This is a genomic window from Rhizobium sp. CG5 (assembly GCF_023701945.1).
Classification (GTDB): domain Bacteria; phylum Pseudomonadota; class Alphaproteobacteria; order Rhizobiales; family Rhizobiaceae; genus Allorhizobium.
In genome coordinates, this window is record NZ_JABAEF010000001.1 from 206,954 (window position 1) to 227,216 (window position 20,263).

General features: G+C 62.7%; 18 protein-coding genes and 1 other RNA gene. 9 read left to right on the top strand and 10 right to left on the bottom strand.

The features are described from left to right. Nucleotides 1-74: 74 nt before the first annotated feature. Nucleotides 75-3,779, top strand: a complete 3,705-nt coding sequence (locus tag HGO38_RS00920; protein ID WP_250954044.1) for an AsmA family protein — start codon at nucleotides 75-77, stop codon at nucleotides 3,777-3,779. Between the two features lie 73 nt (nucleotides 3,780-3,852). On the opposite strand, the gene HGO38_RS00925 is transcribed toward HGO38_RS00920, so the two are convergent. Beyond that, nucleotides 3,853-4,254, bottom strand: coding sequence for a hypothetical protein (locus tag HGO38_RS00925; protein WP_250954045.1), 402 nt, complete (start codon nucleotides 4,252-4,254; stop codon nucleotides 3,853-3,855). A gap of 336 nt (nucleotides 4,255-4,590) precedes the next feature. Here HGO38_RS00925 and HGO38_RS00930 point away from each other — a divergent pair, with 336 nt between their 5' ends. After that, nucleotides 4,591-5,160: a helix-turn-helix domain-containing protein gene (locus tag HGO38_RS00930; protein ID WP_250954046.1), complete on the top strand. Its 570-nt coding sequence runs from the start codon at nucleotides 4,591-4,593 to the stop codon at nucleotides 5,158-5,160. 7 nt (nucleotides 5,161-5,167) lie between these two features. On the opposite strand, the gene HGO38_RS00935 is transcribed toward HGO38_RS00930, so the two are convergent. The 5 genes from HGO38_RS00935 to HGO38_RS00955 form a co-directional block, all read right to left on the bottom strand. Next, nucleotides 5,168-5,380, bottom strand: coding sequence for a ribbon-helix-helix domain-containing protein (locus tag HGO38_RS00935; RefSeq protein WP_250954047.1), 213 nt, complete (start codon nucleotides 5,378-5,380; stop codon nucleotides 5,168-5,170). A gap of 93 nt (nucleotides 5,381-5,473) precedes the next feature. After that, the gene (locus HGO38_RS00940; protein ID WP_250954048.1) at nucleotides 5,474-5,668 is read right to left on the bottom strand and encodes a DUF4169 family protein; all 195 of its coding nucleotides are present in this window, start codon (nucleotides 5,666-5,668) and stop codon (nucleotides 5,474-5,476) included. A 59-nt stretch (nucleotides 5,669-5,727) separates the two neighbouring features. After that, nucleotides 5,728-6,237: an SspB family protein gene (locus HGO38_RS00945; RefSeq protein ID WP_250954049.1), complete on the bottom strand. Its 510-nt coding sequence runs from the start codon at nucleotides 6,235-6,237 to the stop codon at nucleotides 5,728-5,730. Nucleotides 6,238-6,388: 151 nt separating this feature from the next. Beyond that, nucleotides 6,389-6,768, bottom strand: a transfer-messenger RNA (tmRNA) gene (gene ssrA / locus HGO38_RS00950). A gap of 22 nt (nucleotides 6,769-6,790) precedes the next feature. Beyond that, nucleotides 6,791-7,537: an AprI/Inh family metalloprotease inhibitor gene (locus tag HGO38_RS00955; protein WP_250954050.1), complete on the bottom strand. Its 747-nt coding sequence runs from the start codon at nucleotides 7,535-7,537 to the stop codon at nucleotides 6,791-6,793. A gap of 238 nt (nucleotides 7,538-7,775) precedes the next feature. On the opposite strand from HGO38_RS00955, the gene HGO38_RS00960 reads away from it, so the two are divergent. The 6 genes from HGO38_RS00960 to HGO38_RS00985 all read left to right on the top strand — a co-directional run bounded on the left by HGO38_RS00960 (nucleotide 7,776) and on the right by HGO38_RS00985 (nucleotide 13,146). Continuing rightward, nucleotides 7,776-8,570, top strand: a complete 795-nt coding sequence (locus tag HGO38_RS00960; RefSeq protein ID WP_250954051.1) for a thymidylate synthase — start codon at nucleotides 7,776-7,778, stop codon at nucleotides 8,568-8,570. A 35-nt stretch (nucleotides 8,571-8,605) separates the two neighbouring features. Beyond that, complete coding sequence (locus tag HGO38_RS00965; protein ID WP_250954052.1) at nucleotides 8,606-9,133, top strand: dihydrofolate reductase; 528 nt, start codon at nucleotides 8,606-8,608, stop codon at nucleotides 9,131-9,133. A 147-nt stretch (nucleotides 9,134-9,280) separates the two neighbouring features. Continuing rightward, nucleotides 9,281-10,372 (top strand): FtsH protease activity modulator HflK, encoded by a 1,092-nt coding sequence (hflK, locus tag HGO38_RS00970; RefSeq protein WP_250954053.1) that lies wholly within the window; start codon nucleotides 9,281-9,283, stop codon nucleotides 10,370-10,372. Nucleotides 10,373-10,374: 2 nt separating this feature from the next. Further along, nucleotides 10,375-11,301, top strand: coding sequence for a protease modulator HflC (gene hflC, locus HGO38_RS00975; RefSeq protein ID WP_250954054.1), 927 nt, complete (start codon nucleotides 10,375-10,377; stop codon nucleotides 11,299-11,301). 11 nt (nucleotides 11,302-11,312) lie between these two features. Further along, nucleotides 11,313-11,498: a DUF2065 domain-containing protein gene (locus HGO38_RS00980; protein ID WP_250954055.1), complete on the top strand. Its 186-nt coding sequence runs from the start codon at nucleotides 11,313-11,315 to the stop codon at nucleotides 11,496-11,498. A gap of 97 nt (nucleotides 11,499-11,595) precedes the next feature. After that, nucleotides 11,596-13,146 (top strand): Do family serine endopeptidase, encoded by a 1,551-nt coding sequence (locus tag HGO38_RS00985; protein ID WP_250954056.1) that lies wholly within the window; start codon nucleotides 11,596-11,598, stop codon nucleotides 13,144-13,146. A gap of 34 nt (nucleotides 13,147-13,180) precedes the next feature. Here HGO38_RS00985 and HGO38_RS00990 read toward each other — a convergent pair whose 3' ends face one another. From HGO38_RS00990 to serB, 3 genes are all read right to left on the bottom strand, one after another. Next, complete coding sequence (locus HGO38_RS00990; RefSeq protein ID WP_250954057.1) at nucleotides 13,181-15,487, bottom strand: putative bifunctional diguanylate cyclase/phosphodiesterase; 2,307 nt, start codon at nucleotides 15,485-15,487, stop codon at nucleotides 13,181-13,183. A 193-nt stretch (nucleotides 15,488-15,680) separates the two neighbouring features. Then, nucleotides 15,681-16,253 carry a GNAT family N-acetyltransferase gene (locus HGO38_RS00995; RefSeq protein ID WP_250954058.1) on the bottom strand — a complete coding sequence of 191 codons (573 nt, stop codon included), beginning with the start codon at nucleotides 16,251-16,253 and terminating at the stop codon, nucleotides 15,681-15,683. An 18-nt stretch (nucleotides 16,254-16,271) separates the two neighbouring features. Continuing rightward, the gene (serB, locus tag HGO38_RS01000) at nucleotides 16,272-17,162 is read right to left on the bottom strand and encodes a phosphoserine phosphatase SerB (RefSeq protein WP_250954059.1); all 891 of its coding nucleotides are present in this window, start codon (nucleotides 17,160-17,162) and stop codon (nucleotides 16,272-16,274) included. Between serB and miaA the strand changes: the two genes are divergently transcribed. Then, on the top strand, nucleotides 17,161-18,054 hold the full coding sequence (gene miaA / locus HGO38_RS01005) for a tRNA (adenosine(37)-N6)-dimethylallyltransferase MiaA (RefSeq protein ID WP_250954060.1): 894 nt from the start codon (nucleotides 17,161-17,163) through the stop codon (nucleotides 18,052-18,054). The two genes, serB and miaA, sit on opposite strands and share 2 nt — an antisense overlap. A 22-nt stretch (nucleotides 18,055-18,076) precedes the next feature. Here miaA and HGO38_RS01010 read toward each other — a convergent pair whose 3' ends face one another. Beyond that, on the bottom strand, nucleotides 18,077-20,131 hold the full coding sequence (locus tag HGO38_RS01010; RefSeq protein ID WP_250954061.1) for an ATP-binding protein: 2,055 nt from the start codon (nucleotides 20,129-20,131) through the stop codon (nucleotides 18,077-18,079). Between the last annotated feature and the right edge of the window lie 132 nt (nucleotides 20,132-20,263).

A 20,263-nucleotide genomic window follows, 5' to 3' on the forward strand; every position in this document is an offset into this window, starting at 1 on the left:
TTCGCAACGCAGCAGATAGGGTTGCCCAACCCTTGAGAGAACGAACGGAGTGAGCACAGGTGCTCGGACGGTTATTGGTTTTCTGTGGCGGGCTTCTGGTCCTGGTGCTGTTTGCGGCGCTGCTGGCGCCCCTGTTCATCACCTGGACGGATTTTCGCAAGGATTTCGAGGATCAGGCCAGCCGGATCATCGGCAAGAAGGTGACGGTGCATGGTGCCGTCGAGGCGCGCATCCTGCCGTTTCCGTCGGTCACGTTCAGTGACGTGACGGTCGGGCAGGACGAGCAGGGCCGGCCGCTGGTCAGGGCGAACCGCTTCTCCATGGATGTCGAGCTGGCGCCCTTCCTGTCGGGCGAGGCGCGGATCTTCGACATGCGGATTGAAGGGCCGAAGGTACAGTTGCGGCTTCTGGCCGATGGCACGCTCGACTGGCTGCGCAGCGGCCATCCGGCCATTCCCGCCCGCACCGTAGTTCTCGAAAACATCCACGTCACGGATGGATTGATCGAACTGGTCGACGAGCAGGCCGGGCGGACAAGGGTGGTGCGCGGCCTCAATGCCGATATGTCGGCCCGCTCGCTGGCCGGCCCGTGGACCGTCAATGGCCGGGCTGAACTGGACGGCCAGGCGGGCGCCTTCGTCTTGTCGAGCCTGCTGCCCGATGCGCAGACCGGCGCGGTGCCGGTCAAGCTGCGGCTCGACCCGGATCACCATCCCCTGCAGCTTGATCTGGATGGCGATGTGGCCATTGCGGAAGGGAGGCCGACTTACAAGGGCAAGTTCCAGGCAAACCTGAAGGCGGAGCCCATCGACAAGAACACCGGTGAAAAGCCGCTGCCGGGACCGCGGGCCAAGGGCTCTTTCGAACTTGCCAATGACCGCATTCGCATTCCCGACTACCGGCTGGAACTGGGCGGCCTCGACAATCCTTATGCCGTGACCGGCGAGGCGACGCTCGATACCGGCCTGGCGCCGGAATTCCTGCTGATCGCCGAGGGGCAGCAGATCGATGTCAACAGTCTCGATGTCGAAGCGCCGCCGACCGGCAAGACGGCCCGTCGGGCGGCCAGTTCGGTGCAGCAGCGGATCAATTCGCTGGTGGCCATGGCGGCCGATATTCCCATTCCGACGGTTGCCGGTCGCGCCAGCCTGTCTTTGCCGGCGATCGTCGTCGGCGATACGGTGATCCGCGACATCAAGCTCGATCTGCGGCCGGCCGGAACCGGCTGGACCGTCGACAAGGCGGTGGCGATCCTGCCCGGCCGCACCCAGGCCGAGGTTTCGGGCAAGCTCAACCTGCAGGGCGAACCATCGTTCAACGGCGACATGCTGGTGGCGTCAACCCAGCCTTCCGGCTTGGCCAGCTGGCTGACCGGCGACGTGGATCCCAGTATCCGGCAGATGAAATCCGTCGGCTTTTCCGCGGCCGTCAATCTGACGAGCCAGTTGCAGCGCTTCGAGAAGCTGGAATTGTCCGTCGGCCCGGCGCGGCTGCTCGGCCGCGTCGAGCGGCAGTCTCTCGACGGCGCGCGGCCGAACCTGTCGATCGACCTAGCCGGCAATGCCTTCGATTTCGATGCGATGCGGGCGCTGGCGACACTGGTGGCCGGTGAGCAGAGCGACGACCGCATGCTCGACCACCTGATTGCCGCCAAGATCAAGGTGGACGATTTCTCGGCCTTCGGTGTCAACGCGCGGGACGTCGATGCCGTCTTCACCTTCGCCGATGGTGGCTTTTCCGTGCAGCGTCTCAATATCGGCGATCTGGCCGGCGCGACGGTCCGGGCCTCGGGCGAGGCGGAAGGCTCGTTGCTCGATTATAGCGGCAAGGCAACGGTGACGCTTCGTTCAGCCGATCCGCGGGCATTTCTGGCGATGCTGCAGCAGAAGCTGCCGCCGCATCCCGTGCTCGACCGGCTGGTCGCCAATGCCGACTGGTATGTGGACAGCGAACTGACGCTTCATGCCGCCTTCGGCGATGCCGAGGCGGGCGGCCTGACGATCAAGGCCGACGGTCACTCGAACGGCAGCAGCGTGGCGATCAGCTATGGGCGCGACAGCCTGCTCGATCTGATGGGCGACGCGACCGTTGCCATCACTGCCAAACTCGACAATCCCGAGCCGTCCGTTTTGCTTGGACAGTTGGGCCTGCGGCCGCTGCCGATTCCGGTGGGCGGTGCGGCCCAGGCGTCCCTTGAGCTGAAACAGACCGGTACGGAGCAGGCCGATGCAGACCTGCGGCTCTCGGCGGACCAGACGGTACTGACGGCGACCGGCAAGGTCGACCTATCGGCGGCGTCCTTCCTGCACGGCAGCGGCCACGTGACGCTCGAAAGTGCCGATCTCGAGCCGTACCTGATCATGAATGCCATCGTACCGCCGCAGACCGGCTCCGGACTGCCGGTCCGGCTGGCGGCTGATGTGACGGCCAATGGAGGACGATTCGATATCAACGGGCTGACCGGCGAGATTGCGTCGAATGCTGTCACCGGCACGCTCAACCTCGACCAGAGCGGTGCCGTGCCACGGATCGGCGGTGTGCTTGAGTTCGATCATGCCGATCTTTCGTGGCTTGCCGAAACGGTTCTCGGTTCGGTCACTGATCCTCTGTCCGGGGAGCTGTCGTCCGACCCGATTGCCGGCATGGTGCCCGGCAGCATCGACGCGGCGATTGCAGTGCGGGCCAAGGCCTTCGATCCCGGTGTGTTCGGGCCTGTCACTGGTTTTTCCGCCAATCTGTCGCTGAAAGACGGCACGCTCGGGCTTGAGGATATCAAGGGCGGCTGGCTGGGCGGCACTGCGGCAGGCCGGCTGATGCTGTCGAATGGCGAGGGAACCGCCTTTTCGCAGATGCGACTGGATCTGACCGGGGGCGACCTGGAGGCGGCACTTGGCGGGCCGGACGGCCTTCCCGCCGCAAAAGGCAAGTTCGATCTGGCGCTGGTCTCGGAAGCCAGCGGCAAGAGCGCAGCCGACCTGCTGTCATCTGCCAACGGCTCGGGCGAATTGCGGGTGAGCGGGCTGACGGTGCCGGCGCTCAACCTCAACCTGTTTGCAGCCCTTCTCAAGGGCGCCGATGCGATCGAGGGCGAGATCGGTGTCGATGCGGTCAGCGCCCTTGTGGCGCCGCTGGTTGGCCAGGGCGAGGCGGTGCTGGGCGCCCTTGTCGTTCCGTTCACCGTGACCGACGGCGTCGTGCGCGCCCAGAACGTGTCTGTGGCAACGCAGGCGGCGCAGCTTTCGGGTGAGGCGCGGATCGATTTCACAGAACGGCAGCTGTCGGCGGCCATCAGCATTGCGCTCAATGCCGGCGACGAGGGGCTGGATGGCGCCGAGCCGGCGTTCCGGATGGTCTATGACGGCGATCTCGCCGGGCCGGAACGGCGTCTCGACGTGGCGGATCTCACCAATTACCTGTCGCTGCGCGCTTTCGAGCGGGAGCGGCGGCGGGTCGAGACCCTGCAATCGAATGTGCTGGAAAAACAGCGGCTGCGGCGCGAGGTGGCGCTCTACCGGTTTCAGGCAGCCGAGCGCCAGGCGGCGCGCGAAAAGGCCGAGGCCGAAGAGCGGATGCGACGCGAGGAGGCTGAAAGGCTCCGGCTGGCGGCTGAGGAAGAGGCGGCGCGGGCCGAGGCCGAACGGCGGGCAGCGGAAGCGGCCCGCGCCGCTGTTCCGCCGGCCAAGGCACCGTCGCAAGTCCCGAATACCGATGCCGTGCAGCGTGGCGGAAACCTGCCGCCGGCAGACCTCAGGTTCGACAGCCTGCCTGGCGTCAATTGACGAAACATCGCCAGGCTCAAAATAGAAACGGCGACCCGAAGGCCGCCGTTTGATTGTGCGTTATGGGGCTGGCTTAGACGTAGGCATAACGCTGGCCGAAAGGCGTTTCGGAGTCGAAGTTCGTCGAACCGATATTTTCACTCTCGCCGGAGAAACGCGGCATCGGCGGCGGTGGTGGCATGTCACCCTTTGGCCGCGTGGGGGCTCCTTCCTGCGTCTGCTCAGACTTCTCGGCCTGTTGTGCCTGCTTTGCCTGGGCGGCGGCCAGTTCGGCCTTTAGCGACGCAAGCTCCGTTTCCAGATCAGCCTTAGCGTCTTCGTCTTCCTCGTCGTCGACTTCCGCCTGTTTGGTCGAAATCTGGGTCTGAAGCTTGGTGATCTCAGCCTCAGAAGAACCCTTGGACGAACTGGTGGGAGCGGAGTATGTCGTGGATGTCGCAGTCGACACCGATGATATTGCAGTGACCATTTTCAATCTCGCTTTTTAAAATTGCTGAGGAAAATCCGCATCATGCGGTGATCTCGATGGACTGCGGGCCGCGCGAACACGGCGGCGGGCCGAAATACGAATAGGCATCGAGGCCGATCATCTCCATCGGCGTAAAGACAGGCTAGGACAAGTTCCTGAATTATTCGTTATCAAGCAAAACTATTATGGTCGATAAACGCGAAGAGTGCGCGGCGCCGGGTGGACGGCAAGGGCAGCTTGCTGAAATGTCGACAAGTGTCCACTATAGGAGACGATCACCTGTCGATTGGCAAGTCGGCGCAGAGTTGTCAAGCTTGAGGCTTCGGCATGGGATGGAATGGCATGAGCGAGACGGATGAGAGCGGGGCGGCACAGGCGATTGCCGCAAGACTGAAGATCGAACGGGAGGCGCGCAGCTGGTCGTTGTCGGAGCTTGCCGAACGGTCTGGTGTATCGAAGGCGATGATCAGCAAGATCGAGCGCTGCGAGGCCAGTCCGACCGCGACCGTACTTGGCCGGTTGTCGGGTGCCTTCGGTCTTCCCCTGTCGGTTCTGCTGGCGCTCGCCGAGCGGGCCGGGGAGCGGCTGGTGCGGCACGATGCCCAGCCGGTCTGGACCGATCCCGAGACCGGCTATACCAGGCGCTCGGTGTCACCGCTCAATGGCGGGCATCTGGAATTGCTGGATGTCATTCTGCCGGCCGGCGTGCGCGTGCCTTATCCGGCCTCGGCCTTTGCCTTCCAGCACCAGCAGATCTGGCTTCTGGAGGGCCACCTTGATTTTACCGAGGGCGGGCGGCGCCACAGGCTGGAAGCCGGCGACTGCCTGCAGCTCGGTGCGCCATCGGATTGCGTCTTTTTCAATCCGGGGCCGGATGCGGCCCGCTATGTGATTGCTTTGACGCGCCGCTGAGGCAAGGTCATCTGCTCGATTTCAGCCAGTTGAAGATATAGATGCGCAGCGCCGAGGAGAGATTGCCGGCGGGATCCCTGGCCGAATCGATCTCGGCGATCAGGGCAGCGAGCGCCATCTTGCGGGATGCGGCGATCGTCTTCAATTCATCCCAGAACACGTCTTCCAGGGACAGGCTGGTGCGATGGCCGCGAAGGGTCGTGGAGTGTTTTCGGATCATGAGGCCTTGAAGCAGACTGTGAAGGGCTTGCCAAACTGATTCCGGACATGCCGGCAAGCGGCTGATCCGGAATCGTTTTTCGGTCTGGCCAAGCTATTCTTTTGATTCGGGTTTTTCGATGTGGCCGGCGTCCAGCGCCTGTTCGGCCTTCAGCCTCAGCCTGTCCGTCAGGGTCTTCTCGGCCTTGGTCCGGCCGAAGGTCAGGCGGTTCTGGTCCGCCTGCTTTTCCTTATCGCTGCGCGCCTTGGACTTGCGAGCCTGGCGCAGATTGACGACATCAGCGGACATGGGCGCTCCCGTCGAGGCGTGGCGGGGACGGACAGATCCATCCGGCCCCGAATTGCGGGTTACTGCTTCTTGCGGAACGAATCGAGCGAGACGACGGAGCCCGGCTTCTTCTCCTCGTCGCCGTCCTTGCGTTCTTCGCCGTCCTCGACCTTCTCGGCGGTGTTGACCGGATAGGCGGTGATCTCGGCGGTGGTTTCGTCCTCGTCGGCCAGCGGCACGTCGAATTCGAGTTCGAAATTGACCGAAGGGTCATAGAAGCCGCGGATGGCGTTGAACGGGATCACCAGCTTTTCCGGGGTGTCGGAGAAGGACAGGCCGATCTCGAACAGGCTGTCGGTGACCTTCAGGTCCCAGAACTGGTGCTGCACGACGATGGTCATCTGTTCGGCATATTTCGACTTCAGATGCTGGGAGATTCGCACGCCCGGCGCGCCGGTCAGGAAGGTGATGAAGAAATGATGGTCGCCGGGAAGGCGGCCGGTCGCTGCCACTTCCGTCAAAACCTTGCGGATGACGCCACGCAGTGCGTCCTGAGCCAGTATGTCGTAGCGGATGTGGTCCTGCGCCATGGGGTCCCTGTCTTTCTTTCCTGTCGCGTCAATTGCCGCGTATTTCGTCGGCGTCTTTTAAACGCCTATATGACATGTCGCAGAACAGGGGAAAAGCCCCGGTCACGAGTCAGGCCACATTATCACGATTGCACGACAAGGAGGAGGGTTAGGTGAAGGCTTCTGTTGCCAGGTGCCTTCGGACCCCGCCTCAAGGGGCTAACCTAGAGGACTTGGTTCGGATTTCCCGCACCGCCATTAGGCAGCGAGAGCATAACCCTTAGCGTTGTTGTCATTTGCAACTACACTTGTGACCCGATAACGGCGGTATCATGCCGAGCAAAAGTTCGATCTTTACGCCCTTGTCGATCCTATTTCGCCCCCATCAAAAGCCGGTCACTCCAAGAACAAGGGGGACCGACCGGTTTTTGGTGGAGGCGCCGGGTACCGCCCCCGGGTCCAATAGGTTTATTACACCGACCGTTTATTGCTATAGCCGGAGCAAGCCCCGGCGACCTTCATATAGGCGCTTATCTTGTGGATGAAAAGGGGTGTTGCGCGCTGCTTATGCGGTTCAGCGGCATTCGTTGGTGAAAGCGATGTAACGACGGCCATCCTGCTCGTAATGTTTGATCGTGTAGCCGACGTTTCCGGCGCGATCCACCTGCACTTCGCAGCGCAGGCCCCAGCGCGAATCCTGGCAGCCGTTGACGGTAAAGCACTGTCCCTGGCGCAATTGCCCGATGATAGGGCTCGACATGTCCACGGCCCGGCGCACATTGATGTCATGGGTGGCGCGCACGAAGGACTGCCTGTTGGATGGCGGCGGCGCACTATCCCGCTTGGAGGCGCATCGGCCGGTATCGGCGCGCAGGTAGCAATCCTTCGACTGGCCGGCCTCGGCGCCGGGAAACGGCATGGGAAAGGGCAAACCGGGCAGCGGCGCACCGTCGCCCCTCGCAAACCGTTGGCCGCTCAATGGCCTCAGCGTCAACAGGCTGCCGTCATGGGCGCGCCCGACCAGCGCACCACGGCTTGCGCTGAACGCGGCAATCTGGGCATTGCCGGTTCCGGTGATGACAATGCCGTCGGCGGTAGGCGCCCAGGCCCAGGCAAAGGACATAGGCCCGGCGCAGGTATAGGTCGTGGCTTTCAGCACGCCGCCCATGGCCTGTCCGGAAAGGGTGATTTTGCAGGCGCCGAGCGGGCCGCCCTCGACCGACCATTCGCCGACATAATCCTGTGGCGCCTGCGCGCTGCTGCTTGCTGCTGCAAAGAGCGTGAAGAGGACGGCTAGCCATGCTTTGACCGACTTGCGCATGCAGGTCTTGCTCCTCTGCTCGGGATTGCGAATGCTGGTGCGCACTGCCTTCACGCCTTGAGGCGCAAGGGATACGCTTCTTCAAAACACGCTAAATCAGCGCTGATTCGCCGACAAGAGGCGAAGTGGCTGGAAAGCGGTGGCGATGAGCAATTTCTCGGGGACGGTGCGGGCCGCAGGCTATGCTTGCCCGGCATTCCGCCTATAAAGAGAGCCCGAACGAACAGGCAGACGCACCATGCAGCAATATCTCGACCTCTTAAGCCATGTGATGGACAAGGGCACCGACCGCGGCGACCGCACCGGCACCGGCACCCGCTCCGTGTTCGGCTATCAGATGCGCTTCGATCTCTCCGAGGGCTTTCCGGTGACCACCACCAAGAAGCTGCATCTGCGCTCGATCATCCATGAACTATTGTGGTTCCTGAAGGGCGAGACCAATATCGCCTATCTCAAGGAAAACGGCGTTTCGATCTGGGACGAGTGGGCTGACGAGAACGGCGATCTCGGGCCGGTCTACGGGGCGCAGTGGCGCTCCTGGCCGGCGCCGGACGGCGGATCCATCGACCAGATCGCCAACCTTGTGGATGGCATCCGCAAAAACCCCAATTCGCGCCGCCACATCGTCACGGCCTGGAACCCGGCCGAAGTCGACGATATGGCGCTGCCGCCCTGCCATTGCCTGTTCCAGTTCTACGTGGCCGACGGCAAGCTCTCCTGCCAGCTCTATCAGCGCTCGGCCGATATCTTTCTCGGCGTGCCATTCAACATAGCCTCCTATGCGCTGCTGACGATGATGGTGGCGCAGGTGACGGATCTTCAGCCGGGCGATTTCGTGCATACGCTGGGCGACACCCATCTCTATGCCAACCATTTCGAGCAGGCCAGGCTGCAGCTGTCGCGCAGGCCGAAAAAGCTGCCGGTGATGCGGATCAACCCTGCGGTCAAGGACCTGTTTGCCTTTACATTCGAAGACTTTACGCTCGAAGGTTACGAGGCTGAATCAAGCATCAAGGCGCCGATCGCGGTTTGACGAGACGCGCGGGATAGGCGCGAGGGGGGGAGATCATGACAGGCATCAAGATCATCGTGGTGGTTGCCGTGTCGCGCAATGGTGTGATCGGTCGCGACGGCGACATGCCGTGGAAACTCTCGACGGACCTGAAGCGCTTCAAGGCGCTGACGCTCGGCAAGCCGCTGGTGATGGGCCGCAAGACCTTTGAATCGATCGGCAGCCGGCCCTTGCCCGGACGACCGCATATCATCGTCAGCCGCAATGCCGATTTCGCGCCGGCAGGGGTCGAGGTCGCGGCAACGCTGGATGCGGCGCTCGAGCGGGCCCGGACGCTGGCGATCGCAAGCGGCGTCGACGAGATCTGCGTGGCTGGCGGCGGCGAGATCTATCGCCAGGCCATGCCCTTTGCCGACTACCTGCATGTCACCCATGTCGAGGCTGACATCGACGGCGATACCCATTTCCCGTCGATCGATCCGCTGCGCTTCGAATTGATCGGCGAACAGGCCGTGCCGGCCGGCGAGCGGGACAGCTTTGCGACCCGGTATGGGATTTATCGGCAAAGGCCCGCGACAAATTGATGTATTTACGGTTTCGGCCCAAGAAGTTGGCCGATCCGCGTTGAAAGCGGCGGCGCCGATACCTATAACGGGTCATGCTCTGCGTGGCGCGCCTCGAAAGGCTGCACCGTTGCGGGTTGGGAGAGTTTTACAAACAAAGAGGTATTGATGCCCTGGAGCAATCAGAACGGCGGCGGCCCTTGGGGTGGCGGCGGAAATAATCAGGGTCCCTGGGGTCAGGGACCGAACCGGCCGCGCGGCGGCGGGGGCGGTAATGGCAATACGCCACCGGATCTTGAAGAGATTATCCGTCGCGGCCAGGACCGGCTGAAGAACCTTGTTCCAGGCGGATTCAACGGCGGCGTCGCCGTCATCATCTTTCTGGTGATCGCGGCCTTCTGGCTGTTCCAGTCGATCTATACCGTGCAGCCTGATGAACGGGGCGTCGAGTTGCGCTTCGGCAAGCCGAAGGACGAGATTTCCATGCCGGGCCTGCATTTCCATGCCTGGCCGCTGGAAACCGTCGAAATCACCAAGGTGACAGAACAGCAGCAGAATATCGGTGCCAAGGCATCGTCTTCGTCTTCTGCCGGCCTGATGCTGTCGGGCGACCAGAACATCGTCAACGTGCAGTTCTCGGTTCTGTTCACGGTGAGCGATCCGAAGGCCTATCTGTTCAACATCGAAAGCCCGCCGCTCACCCTGCAGCAGGTTGCCGAAAGCGCGATGCGCGAAATCGTCGGCCGTCGTCCGGCCCAGGACATCTTCCGGGATGCCCGTCAGGACATCGCCACCGAAGTGCGCAATATCATCCAGAGCACTATGGATTCCTACGGCGCCGGCATTTCCATCAATGCGGTGGCGATCGAGGATGCGGCTCCGCCGCGCGAGGTCGCCGATGCCTTCGACGAAGTGCAGCGGGCCGAGCAGGACGAAGACCGGTTCGTCGAGGAAGCCAATCAGTATTCCAACCAGAAGCTCGGTCAGGCCCGCGGTCAGTCGGCGCAGATCCGCGAAGAAGCGGCTGCCTACAAGAGCCGTGTCGTCAACGAGGCGGAAGGTGAGGCGCAACGCTTCGTGTCCATCTACGACCAATATTCCAAGGCGCCGGATGTGACCCGCAAGCGCCTGTATCTTGAGACCATGGAGTCCGTCCTGAAGAATTCCACCAAGGTTATCATCGGTGAGAACCAGAATGTCATGCCGTATCTGCCGCTCAACGAGCTGGCCCGGCCGCAACAGCAGCAGGGAGGCAACTGATCATGGGTAACCGTCTTCCCATCATTCTGATCGTTATCGCCGGCTTGCTATTGCTGGGATATTCGTCGGTCTTCGTCGTCAATGAACGCCAGCAGGCCGTGGTGGTGCGCTTCGGTCAGATCCAGTCCGTGCGCAGCGAACCCGGTCTCTACTTCAAGCTGCCCTTCGCCTTCATGGATGCCGATCGCGTTCAGTATGTCGAGGACCAGGCTCTGCGCTTCGACCTCGACAATATCCGCGTCCAGGTGTCCGGCGGCAAGTTCTACGAAGTCGACGCTTTCGTGGTCTACAAGATCACCGATGCCCGCCGCTTCCGCGAAACAGTATCGGGCGACCGCGACTCAGCTGAATCGCGGCTTCGCACCCGTCTCGACGCCTCGCTGCGCCGGGTCTACGGTCTGCGTGGCTTTGAATCGGCACTGTCGGATGCCCGTGCATCGATGATGCAGGAAGTGCGCGACGATTTGCGCGCCGATGCGGAATCGCTCGGCTTGACGATTGCCGATGTCCGCATCCGCCGCACCGACCTGACGCAGGAAGTCTCGCAGCAGACCTTCGACCGTATGAAGGCCGAGCGTCTGGCGGAAGCCGAACTGATCCGCGCCCGCGGTAACGAAGAAGGCCAGCGCCGCCGCGCCATTGCCGACCGCCAGGTCGTCGAATTGCAGGCGGAAGCGCAGCGCGATTCGGAAATCCTGCGCGGTGAAGGCGATGCCGAGCGGAACCGCATCTTTGCCGATGCGTTTTCACGGGATCCGGCTTTCTTCGAATTCTATCGCTCGATGGCAGCCTATGGTCAGTCACTGGGTTCGACTGGTACGACCATGGTGCTGTCGCCGAATTCGGAGTTCTTCCGCTTCTTCAATGACCCGGCAGGAACAGCACCTGCTGCCGCTCCGGCCGCTCCGGCGGTACCGGCCGGCAATTGACCGAGGCATCCGTGTCGGACCTTCTGACAGGGTTTGCATTCTTTCTGATCATCGAGGGGCTGGTGTACGCACTGGCCCCTCGTTTTCTTGTGGCGATGGCGCGGTTGCTTCCATCAATCCCCGAACAGCAATTGCGGATCTCTGGCCTTGTCGCCGTGATGCTCGGCGTCGCCCTTGTCTGGCTGATCCGCGGTTGAGTTGACCGCCGATCACAGCAAAATGCGTTTCACAGTTCATGAATCCGCCCTATGATTGGGCCAGATAGTAAAGCCGATTCCACAGCGAGGACGCCCGATGACCGCAACCGTAATCAAGACAGCGAAGCTTTGCCCGGCGCTTTTGGTCGGGGTCGCACTCTGCCTTGGGACATTGGGAGGTCAGCCCCGTCCGGCAATCGCGCAAGCCGTCGGCCCGGCCTCGGTGGCGGACCTGGCGGACGGACTGCTCAATGCGGTCGTCAACATCTCGACCTCCCAGAACATCAAGGACGAGGGCAAGGGGCCGATGCCGCAGGTGCCGGAGGGATCGCCCTTTGAGGAGCTGTTCGACGATTTCTTCAAGAACCGTGATGAAGGCGCCACCAACCACAAGGTCAATTCGCTGGGATCCGGTTTCGTCATCGATCCGGCCGGCTTTATCGTCACCAACAATCACGTCATCGAAAATGCCGACGATATCGAGGCGATTTTCCCTGATGGATCGAAGCTCAAGGCGACACTGGTCGGCACCGACCCGAAGACTGACCTGTCCGTGCTGAAGGTCGAGCCGCCGGAGCCGCTGACGGCGGTCAAGTTCGGCGATTCCCGGCAGATGCGGATCGGCGACTGGGTCATGGCGATCGGCAATCCGTTCGGCCTTGGCGGATCGGTGACCGTGGGCATCGTTTCGGCGCGCGGCCGCAATATCAATGCCGGCCCTTACGACAATTTCATCCAGACCGATGCGGCCATCAACAAGGGCAATTCGGGCGGGCCGCTGTTCAACATGAAGGGCGAGGTCATCGGCATCAATACCGCCATCATCTCGCCGAGCGGCGGATCGATCGGCATCGGTTTTTCCGTGCCGACGGAGCTGGCCGAGAACATCATCAAGCAGCTGATCGAATTCGGCGAGGCACGGCGTGGCTGGCTCGGCGTGCGCATCCAGCCGGTGCCCGAGGACATGGCCAAGACGGCCGGCCTGACGCGTGGTCACGGTGCGCTGGTCAGCAGCGTGATCGAGGGTGGGCCGGTGGCCAAGGGCCCGATCCTGGTCGGCGACGTCATCATCAAGTTCGATGGCAAGGAGATTATCGAAAGCCGCGATATCGTGCGCGTCGTTGCCGAAAGCCCTGTAGAAACCGATCTGGATGTCGTCGTGGTGCGCGATGGCAAGCAGATGACGTTGAAGGTGCGGCTGGGGCGGCTGGAGGATGCCGAAGCGGCTAGTGTCGCCCAGGCAACCGAGCAAAGCCCGGAGGCTGGCACGGACGATCCAACCATCATGCCTGAGGACGGAACGCCGGCACCCGAGACGCCGGAGGCCCCTTCGGATGAAACGGTTCCTGTGGGACCGGTGCTTGGCCTGTCGCTCGGGGTGATCGACGATGCGGCCCGCGCGGCCAACGGCATCGGCGAAGGTGTCGAGGGCGTGCTGATCACCAAGGTCGAGCCAGGGTCTCCGGCGGATCAGAAGAGCCTGAAGGTCGGCGAGGTGATCGTCGAGGCGGCCCAGGAATTCGTCGAGACGCCCAAGGATCTCGCCGACACGGTGGCGGCCTTGAAGGCGGAAGGGCGCCGCAGCGTGCATCTGATGGTGGCCAATGGCGCGGGCGACCTGCGCTTTGTTGCCATACCGCTGGAGTGACGATCGAAACGCCGGCCTGGAATTCGCGCGAGCGTCAGGCCGCTGCTTCCGGCAGGAACTGCGTGATGGCTCCGTGCGGCTGCGGCCGGCCGATCAGATAGCCCTGGATTTCGTTGCAGCCGAGTTCCCGCAACAGGTTGTACTGTCCTTCCGTCTCGACGCCTTCCGCGGCAACCGAGATACGCAGATCGCGGCCGAGCCGCAGGATGGCATCGACGATCGCCCGGCTGTCGGCATCGGAATCGATATCCCTGATGAAGGACTGGTCGATCTTCAGTTTGTCGAAGCGGTACTTGCGCAGGTAGCTGAGCGAGGAATAGCCGGTCCCGAAATCATCAAGGGCGATGCGGACGCCAAGTCCCTTGAGAGCGGCCAGCGTCGATTCCACGGCGCCGGTGGTGTTCAGCAGCAGCGATTCGGTGATCTCCAGTTCCAGACGGCTGGGATCAAGGCCGGTCTCTTCGATGGCACCCTTGATTGCCGAGAACAGCCCTGGCGAATTGAACTGGCGGGGTGACAGGTTGATGGCGATGCGTACATCCTGCGGCCAGCCGGCGGCAATCTGGCAGCCCTGACGGATAACCCATCCGCCAATCTGGGAGACAATCCCGGCGTCTTCGGCGATCGGTATGAATTCGGCCGGACTGATCGACCCGAGCGTCGGATGCGTCCAGCGCACCAGGGCTTCGAAACAGACGACCTTGCCGGTCTGGGCATTGACCAGCGGCTGAAAGTGCAGCGTCAGGGCTTCGGTTGCCAACGCGTTGCGCAATTCCTGTTCCAGAAGGTTGCGGCGGCGTGCGGCGCGGTCGAGCGACAGATCGAAAAAGCGATAGCGATTGCGGCCGTCGGCCTTGGCGCGATAGAGCGCCAGATCGGCATTGCGCATCAGGGCATCAGCGTCCCGGCCGTCGATCGGGGCACAGGCGATGCCGATGCTGACGCCGATGCGGACGGTGCCGGTCGACAGCTGGAATGGCTCCTGCAGGGCTGCGATGATGCGTTCGGCCAGTTCCGCGGAGGCCTTCGGGTCGCGGGCGGTGGCGTGGATGAAGGCAAATTCATCGCCGCCGATGCGGGCCAGCGTATCGAGTTCGGTGGCAAAGGACCGCAGGATGCCGGCGATCCTTTCGAGCAGTTCGTCGCCAGCGCCATGGCCGTGGGCATCGTTGACCTGCTTGAAGCGGTCGAGATCAAACAGCAGGATCGAGAAGCTCTCGTTGAAGTGCCCCAGCCTGGACAGGGCGTGATCAAGATTTTCACTGAGCAGAACGCGGTTGCCGAGATCGGTCAGGGGATCGTGTCGCGCCATGTGTTCGATACGGCTTCGGGCTTCGCGGGCGGCTGTGACGTCGCGCGCGACACCGCGATGGCCGGCAAAGAGCCCCTTTTCGTCGAAAACAGGTTTGGCGCTGAGCGACCAGATGCCGGGCTTGCCATTCTGTTCGACACAAAGTTCGAAATCCCGAAACGGTTCCCGCCGTTCCAGCTGTTCGCGCAGGGCGAGGGGTCCGTTCGTGTTGCTGCGGGTGGTTCGGCAATCGCCGTCCCGACAGGGAAGCACCTGCCAGAGCGGATGGCCGCAGACATCTTCCACGCGCTTGCCCGTCAGCTCGAAGAAGCGTGACGAGGCGCGCTGCACGATATGGTTCTCGTCGGCGGCCCATAGCCAGTCGCTGGCATTCTGTTCGAAGTCGTTGAGCAACAGGCTGATCACGTCGCGCTGCTCGTCGGCTGCCAGCTGCGCCCGCACCCGCGCACTCAGGCTCTGGCAAAGGCTCAGGGACGATCTGACGATAATGACGAAATAAATGACATAGAGAATAAACAGGTTGATGCCGATCAGGCTCGGAGCGGCGGTCAGGGCCACCGCCGAGCCAATCCCCATGAACAGCCCGAAGGTGATCGATGCCGCCGGTATGGTGGCGAGCGCAAAGCCGCCGCCGCCGGACATGCCGACGGTGATGGCGACCAGCACCAGTTTCTGATGCTCGTCGGCGTGGAAGTAAAAGACGGCGACCAGCATGGCCCACAGGACGCTCAGCACACCGGCATAGAGGACTGCCTTGCGAACGCCGCGGATCGAGGCCGTCTGGCGGGCAGGCCGGTCCCTGGTGCGCCACCAGGTCAGGCTGGTCATCACGGCGAGAATGGAAACGAAGATGGTCCAGAGCGTGATCCAGGGGAACAGGGTGCTGTCGCGAAAGGCTGCCAGCGTGACGGCGGCATTGCCGACATTGGCGGCCATCATCCAGGGCGTATTGCGCAAAACCGCGCCGAGACGCACGGCGCGGACCCGTTCGGCTTCGCTCTCGGAGAGGCCATGCTCACCAAGTCTCAAGAAGCGGTCCAGGGGGGAGGACATTTTCCCTGTGGGTCGGTCGGAGTTTGTGTCTCTCATGCATATCAGAATATGCGACACTGCTTAATGTGGCGTGAAAATAAGGGTTTTTGTCCCGCATCTGCGCAAGCAACCCCGCAAATGGTTAAAAAATGACGACGCTGGCAGGGCGGAATTTAAGGGAGCGGGTCCGTTACGAACGGGCGGCAGCGACGGGCCGGTGTGCGGCGGCCGCGATCCGATAGAGAACGTGGCGCTGCAGGTGCGGATGGCTGTCCGGCACGCGCGGATGGTCGAAATCGGCGCTCTCGTCATGGACCATGCCGATGCGCTTCATGACCGCCCTGGAGCGAAGATTGCCAGCCACGGCAAAGGACACCACTTCGTCCAGCTTCTTCTCCGCAAAGGCATAATCGAGGAGGGAAAGGGCCGCCTCCGTCATATAGCCGTTGCCCCAGAAGCGGGTCGCCATGCGCCAGCCGATCTCGATGGTGTCTTCGGGCAGGACCGGCTCGATATTGGCAGGCGCCAGTCCGCAAAAGCCGATCGCCTCGCCGGTTTCCTGCAACTCCACCGCAAAGAAGCCGTAGCCGGTTTCAGTGATCAGCCGGCGGACCTTGTCCATCATCGCATCGGCTTCTGCGTGGCTGCGACGCTGTGCAAAAAACTCCATCACCTTGGCATCGGCATTGATCTCGCGAAACAGGTCGCGATCGTCGTCGCGCCAGTTGCGCACCGTCAGCCGTGGTGTTTCGAGGATGATCACGTCCTGTTTCCCAGACCGTCAGGCGACCACGAAATCGGTCTTGCGGTAGCCCTGGAGATAGAGCAGGGAGGTCAGGTCGCCATGGTCGATGCGGATCTTGGCCTGGGCGGCCACCGAGGGCTTGGCATGCAGCGCCACGCCGGAGCCGGCAAGCTCCAGCATGCCGAGGTCGTTGGCACCGTCGCCAACCGCGATGACGTCGGCAGCGTTTATGCCGAGCCGCGCGGTGATTTCGAGCAGGGCATCGACCTTGGCCTGCTTGCCAAGGATCGGCTCGGCGACCGTGCCGGTCAGAATGCCGTCCTGTTCTTCCAAGATATTGGCGCGGTTCTCGTCAAAGCCCAGGCGTTCGGCAATGCGGGAGGTAAAGACGGTAAAGCCGCCGGAGACCAGCGCGGTGTAATGGCCCTTGGCCTTCATCGTGGCGATCAGTTCCGGTCCGCCCGGCGTCAGCGTGATGCGCTTGGCGATGACCTCGTCGACAACCGAAATCGGCAGGCCTTTCAGCAGTGCGACGCGTTCGCGAAGCGCGGGCTCGAAGGCGATCTCGCCGTTCATGGCACGCGCCGTGATCTCGGAGACGCGGTCCTTCAGGCCGACTTCGGCGGCCAGTTCGTCGATGCATTCCTGGCCGATCATGGTGGAATCCATGTCGGCGATCAGAAAACTTTTGCGGCGCGTTTCGGCATCCTGAATGGCCAGATCGATCGGCAGGCCGGCGATCAGGGCGCGCAGGCTCGCCTCGGCCTTGCCCAGATCGGTCCCGTCGCGCAGCGCGATATCGCAGGCAATGCCATCGGCCAGCCAATAGAGACCGGAGGCATTCAGCGTCGCTGATGCCTGTTCGGCAAGGGCGGGTGACAGAACGGGGTTTGACGGATTGGCTAGAAGCGTGGCAACGAAGGCCATGATGAAGAACCCTGCGGATGATACGGACGCCATCCTGATAACCGGCCCGACTGCCAGCGGCAAGTCCGCGCTGGCGGTTGATCTGGCGAAACTGCATGGCGGCGTGGTGATCAATGCCGACAGCATGCAGGTCTATGACACGTTGCGGGTCGTGACGGCACGGCCATCGCTTGAGGACATGGACGGCGTTGCTCATTATCTCTACGGCCATGTGCCGGCCGGTCAGGCCTATTCGACCGGCGACTGGCTGCGCGAGATCGCCGCTCTCGTAATAGACCTTAGGGCCGGCGGTGTCCGGTCGGTGATCGTCGGCGGCACGGGGCTTTATTTCAAGGCGCTGACGGGCGGGCTGTCCGATATGCCGGAGATCCCCGACGAAATCCGCACGGCGTTGCGCGACCGCATGGCGGCGGAAGGCTCCGAAGTGCTGCACCGGGAACTCCTGGCGCTTGATCCCGATCTTGCCTTGCGCCTCAAGCCGCAGGATGGCCAGCGCATCGTTCGGGCGCTTGAGGTCCTGCAGGCGACGGGACGGTCGATCGCCGAATTTCAGGGCCAGAGCGGACCGGTGATCGTCGATCCGGACCGGGCGCGGAAAATCGTCGTCCTGCCGGATCGCGCCGTGCTGCACGAGCGGATCAATCGCCGCTTCGAGACCATGCTCGACACCGGTGCCGTTGCGGAAGTGGAGGCGCTGCTCGGGCTGGGGCTTGCCGCCGACATGCCGGTCATGAAGGCGATCGGCGTTTCGCAGATCGCGGCCATGCTGCGGGGGGAGATGTCGCGCGCCGAGGTCATCGACAAGGCGTCGGCGGCCACAAGGCAATATGCCAAGCGTCAGATGACCTGGTTTCGCAACCAGATGGACGACAGCTGGGAGAGACGGGGCTGATGCGAGGCGGAAACCGGTCGCCTCAGTCCTTGCGATAGAGACTTGAGAGCGGCTTCTTCAAAATGCTGTCGCGGAGCGACTGGCCGGGTTCCTTGCGTAGAGTGCTTGCCGGCGCGGGGGCTGCGGTAAACGGCGTGGATGTCCCGCCTTGGCCGATGCCGGCCGGGTTTGCGTCGATGTCCCGTCGGATGAGGCGGGTGGTCGGTTCTTCGACCATTGTGCGTGGCAGCATGTCGGGACGATAAGGCTCGACGGGTGGCGTTTGCCGAGACAGATCAGCCAGGGGCTCTGCTGCTTCGGCATCGTCAAATTCGGGTTCGGCAAGATCGGCGGCGGGAAATGCGTCGTATTCGCGCAGGTCTTCGTTGTCGTCGCGGCTGGCGGGGAAGCTCTGCTGGAAGGCGGAGATATCCGGCATGGACACGGACCGCATGCGACTGATGACGCTGCGCAGGTCGACGGTGTCCGGCGTTTCATCGGTGACCTTGGCGGCGACGCCATTGGCCTTGGGCAGATAATGCTCCTCGACCCGTGAAAAGCGCATGCGCATCGGCACGGTAATCGCCTCGCCGAAGGCAATCGCCTCGCCATTGCCGATCGACGAGATGAAGCTGGTCGTCGAGATCGACGAATCCGGGATGGCCGAACGAATGATTTCCTGGTCGTGATCGTTGGTCAGGCGCATGGCAAACAGCGTCGAGCACTGCGACAGGATGGTCTGGTCGAGTTCGCCGGGCCGCTGGGTGATGATGCCGAGCGACACGCCGTATTTGCGGCCTTCCTTGGCGATGCGGGCAATCGCCTGGCGGGTCGGCACGAAGCCGAGGCTGGCGTCGGCCGGCACATAGCGATGGGCCTCTTCGCAGACCACCAGCATATGGATCGCCCCATTCGACCACAGGGCGATCTCGAAGGCCATGCGGCAGAGCACGGAGGCCACCGAATTGACCACTTCGGACGGGATGCCGGCGAGCTGGAAGGTGGAGATCGGCCGGTTGTCGCCGGGAATACGGAAGATATGGGCGATGGTCTCCATGATCGTGTCGCTGATCGTATTGTTGGAGAACATGAAATGGTAGCGCGGATCGTTGATCGCCGACGTGACGCGCATCTTGAGTGCCCGCAGGAAGGGCTTTTCGCCGCGGCCTTCGAGGCGGCCGAGGCGCTCGTCGATCAGGGCCAGCAGATCGGCCATGCGATAGGGCACGGGGGTGTCGGCGGTGATCGAGCTCTTGTCGGCCGAGCGGCGCATCAATGCCGAATCGCTGCCGCGGAAGGCGCGCTTGGCCTCCGGCATGACGTCGCGCAGGATGTCCAGTTCCTCCGGCACGGGCGGGCGGCCGCGAAACAGGACTTCGGCGAATTCTTCCAGCTTCATCAGCCAGAAGGGCAGGTCGAGCGTGTCGGTGTCGATGACCACGGCATGATCGGGAAAGGCCGCGGCAAATTCATTGTGCGGATCGAGGATCAGGACGCGCAGCTTCGGGTCGCTCTCGATCGCCTTGTGCAGCAGCAGCGACACGGCGGTCGACTTGCCGACGCCGGTCGAGCCGACGATGGCAAAGTGCTTGGACAGCATCGACGGAATGTGGATCGTCGCGTCGATGCTGTCGTCCTGGGTCAGCTTGCCGATGACGCAGGTATCGCCATGGCCGGTATCGTAGATGCGAAGCAGGTCGGCCGCACGGATGCGATGGGCGATGGCGCCGAGATAGGGATAACGCGAGATACCGGTCGAGAATTCCTCGCGGCCGTGGTCGCCGACATGCACTTCGCCCATCAGTTCGACTTCGATGAGGAAAGTGTTGTCGAGACCCTCGGTCCAGTCGCGCGATCCGGTCTGCATGGAATAGGCAAGCGCGACGACACGGTTGGTGCCGACAGTGATGGAAATCAACCGACCGACCGACCAGAGTTCGGTCAGATCGGTCTCGCCATTTTCGGCAATCGCCGAGATCGTGGCGCGCGAGCCATTGCACGCAACGACGCGGCCCAGGAACCGATTGCCAGGGGTCAGCTGGTTGCGGCGATCCTGTTCTCCGGCCTTCCCCGATGTCTGAAGGTCGTTGTTAAGCAATGTCTACTCCATACTTGACGGGAACAGTAGCGTTCCAGGCTTAACAAGTGGTGTAGGCAGAAGACGCAGGCCCTGCCGTCTCTGCCGGTTAAATAGGCTGGCCCGCGGCGTTTTTTCGGGCAGGCTGCGTTG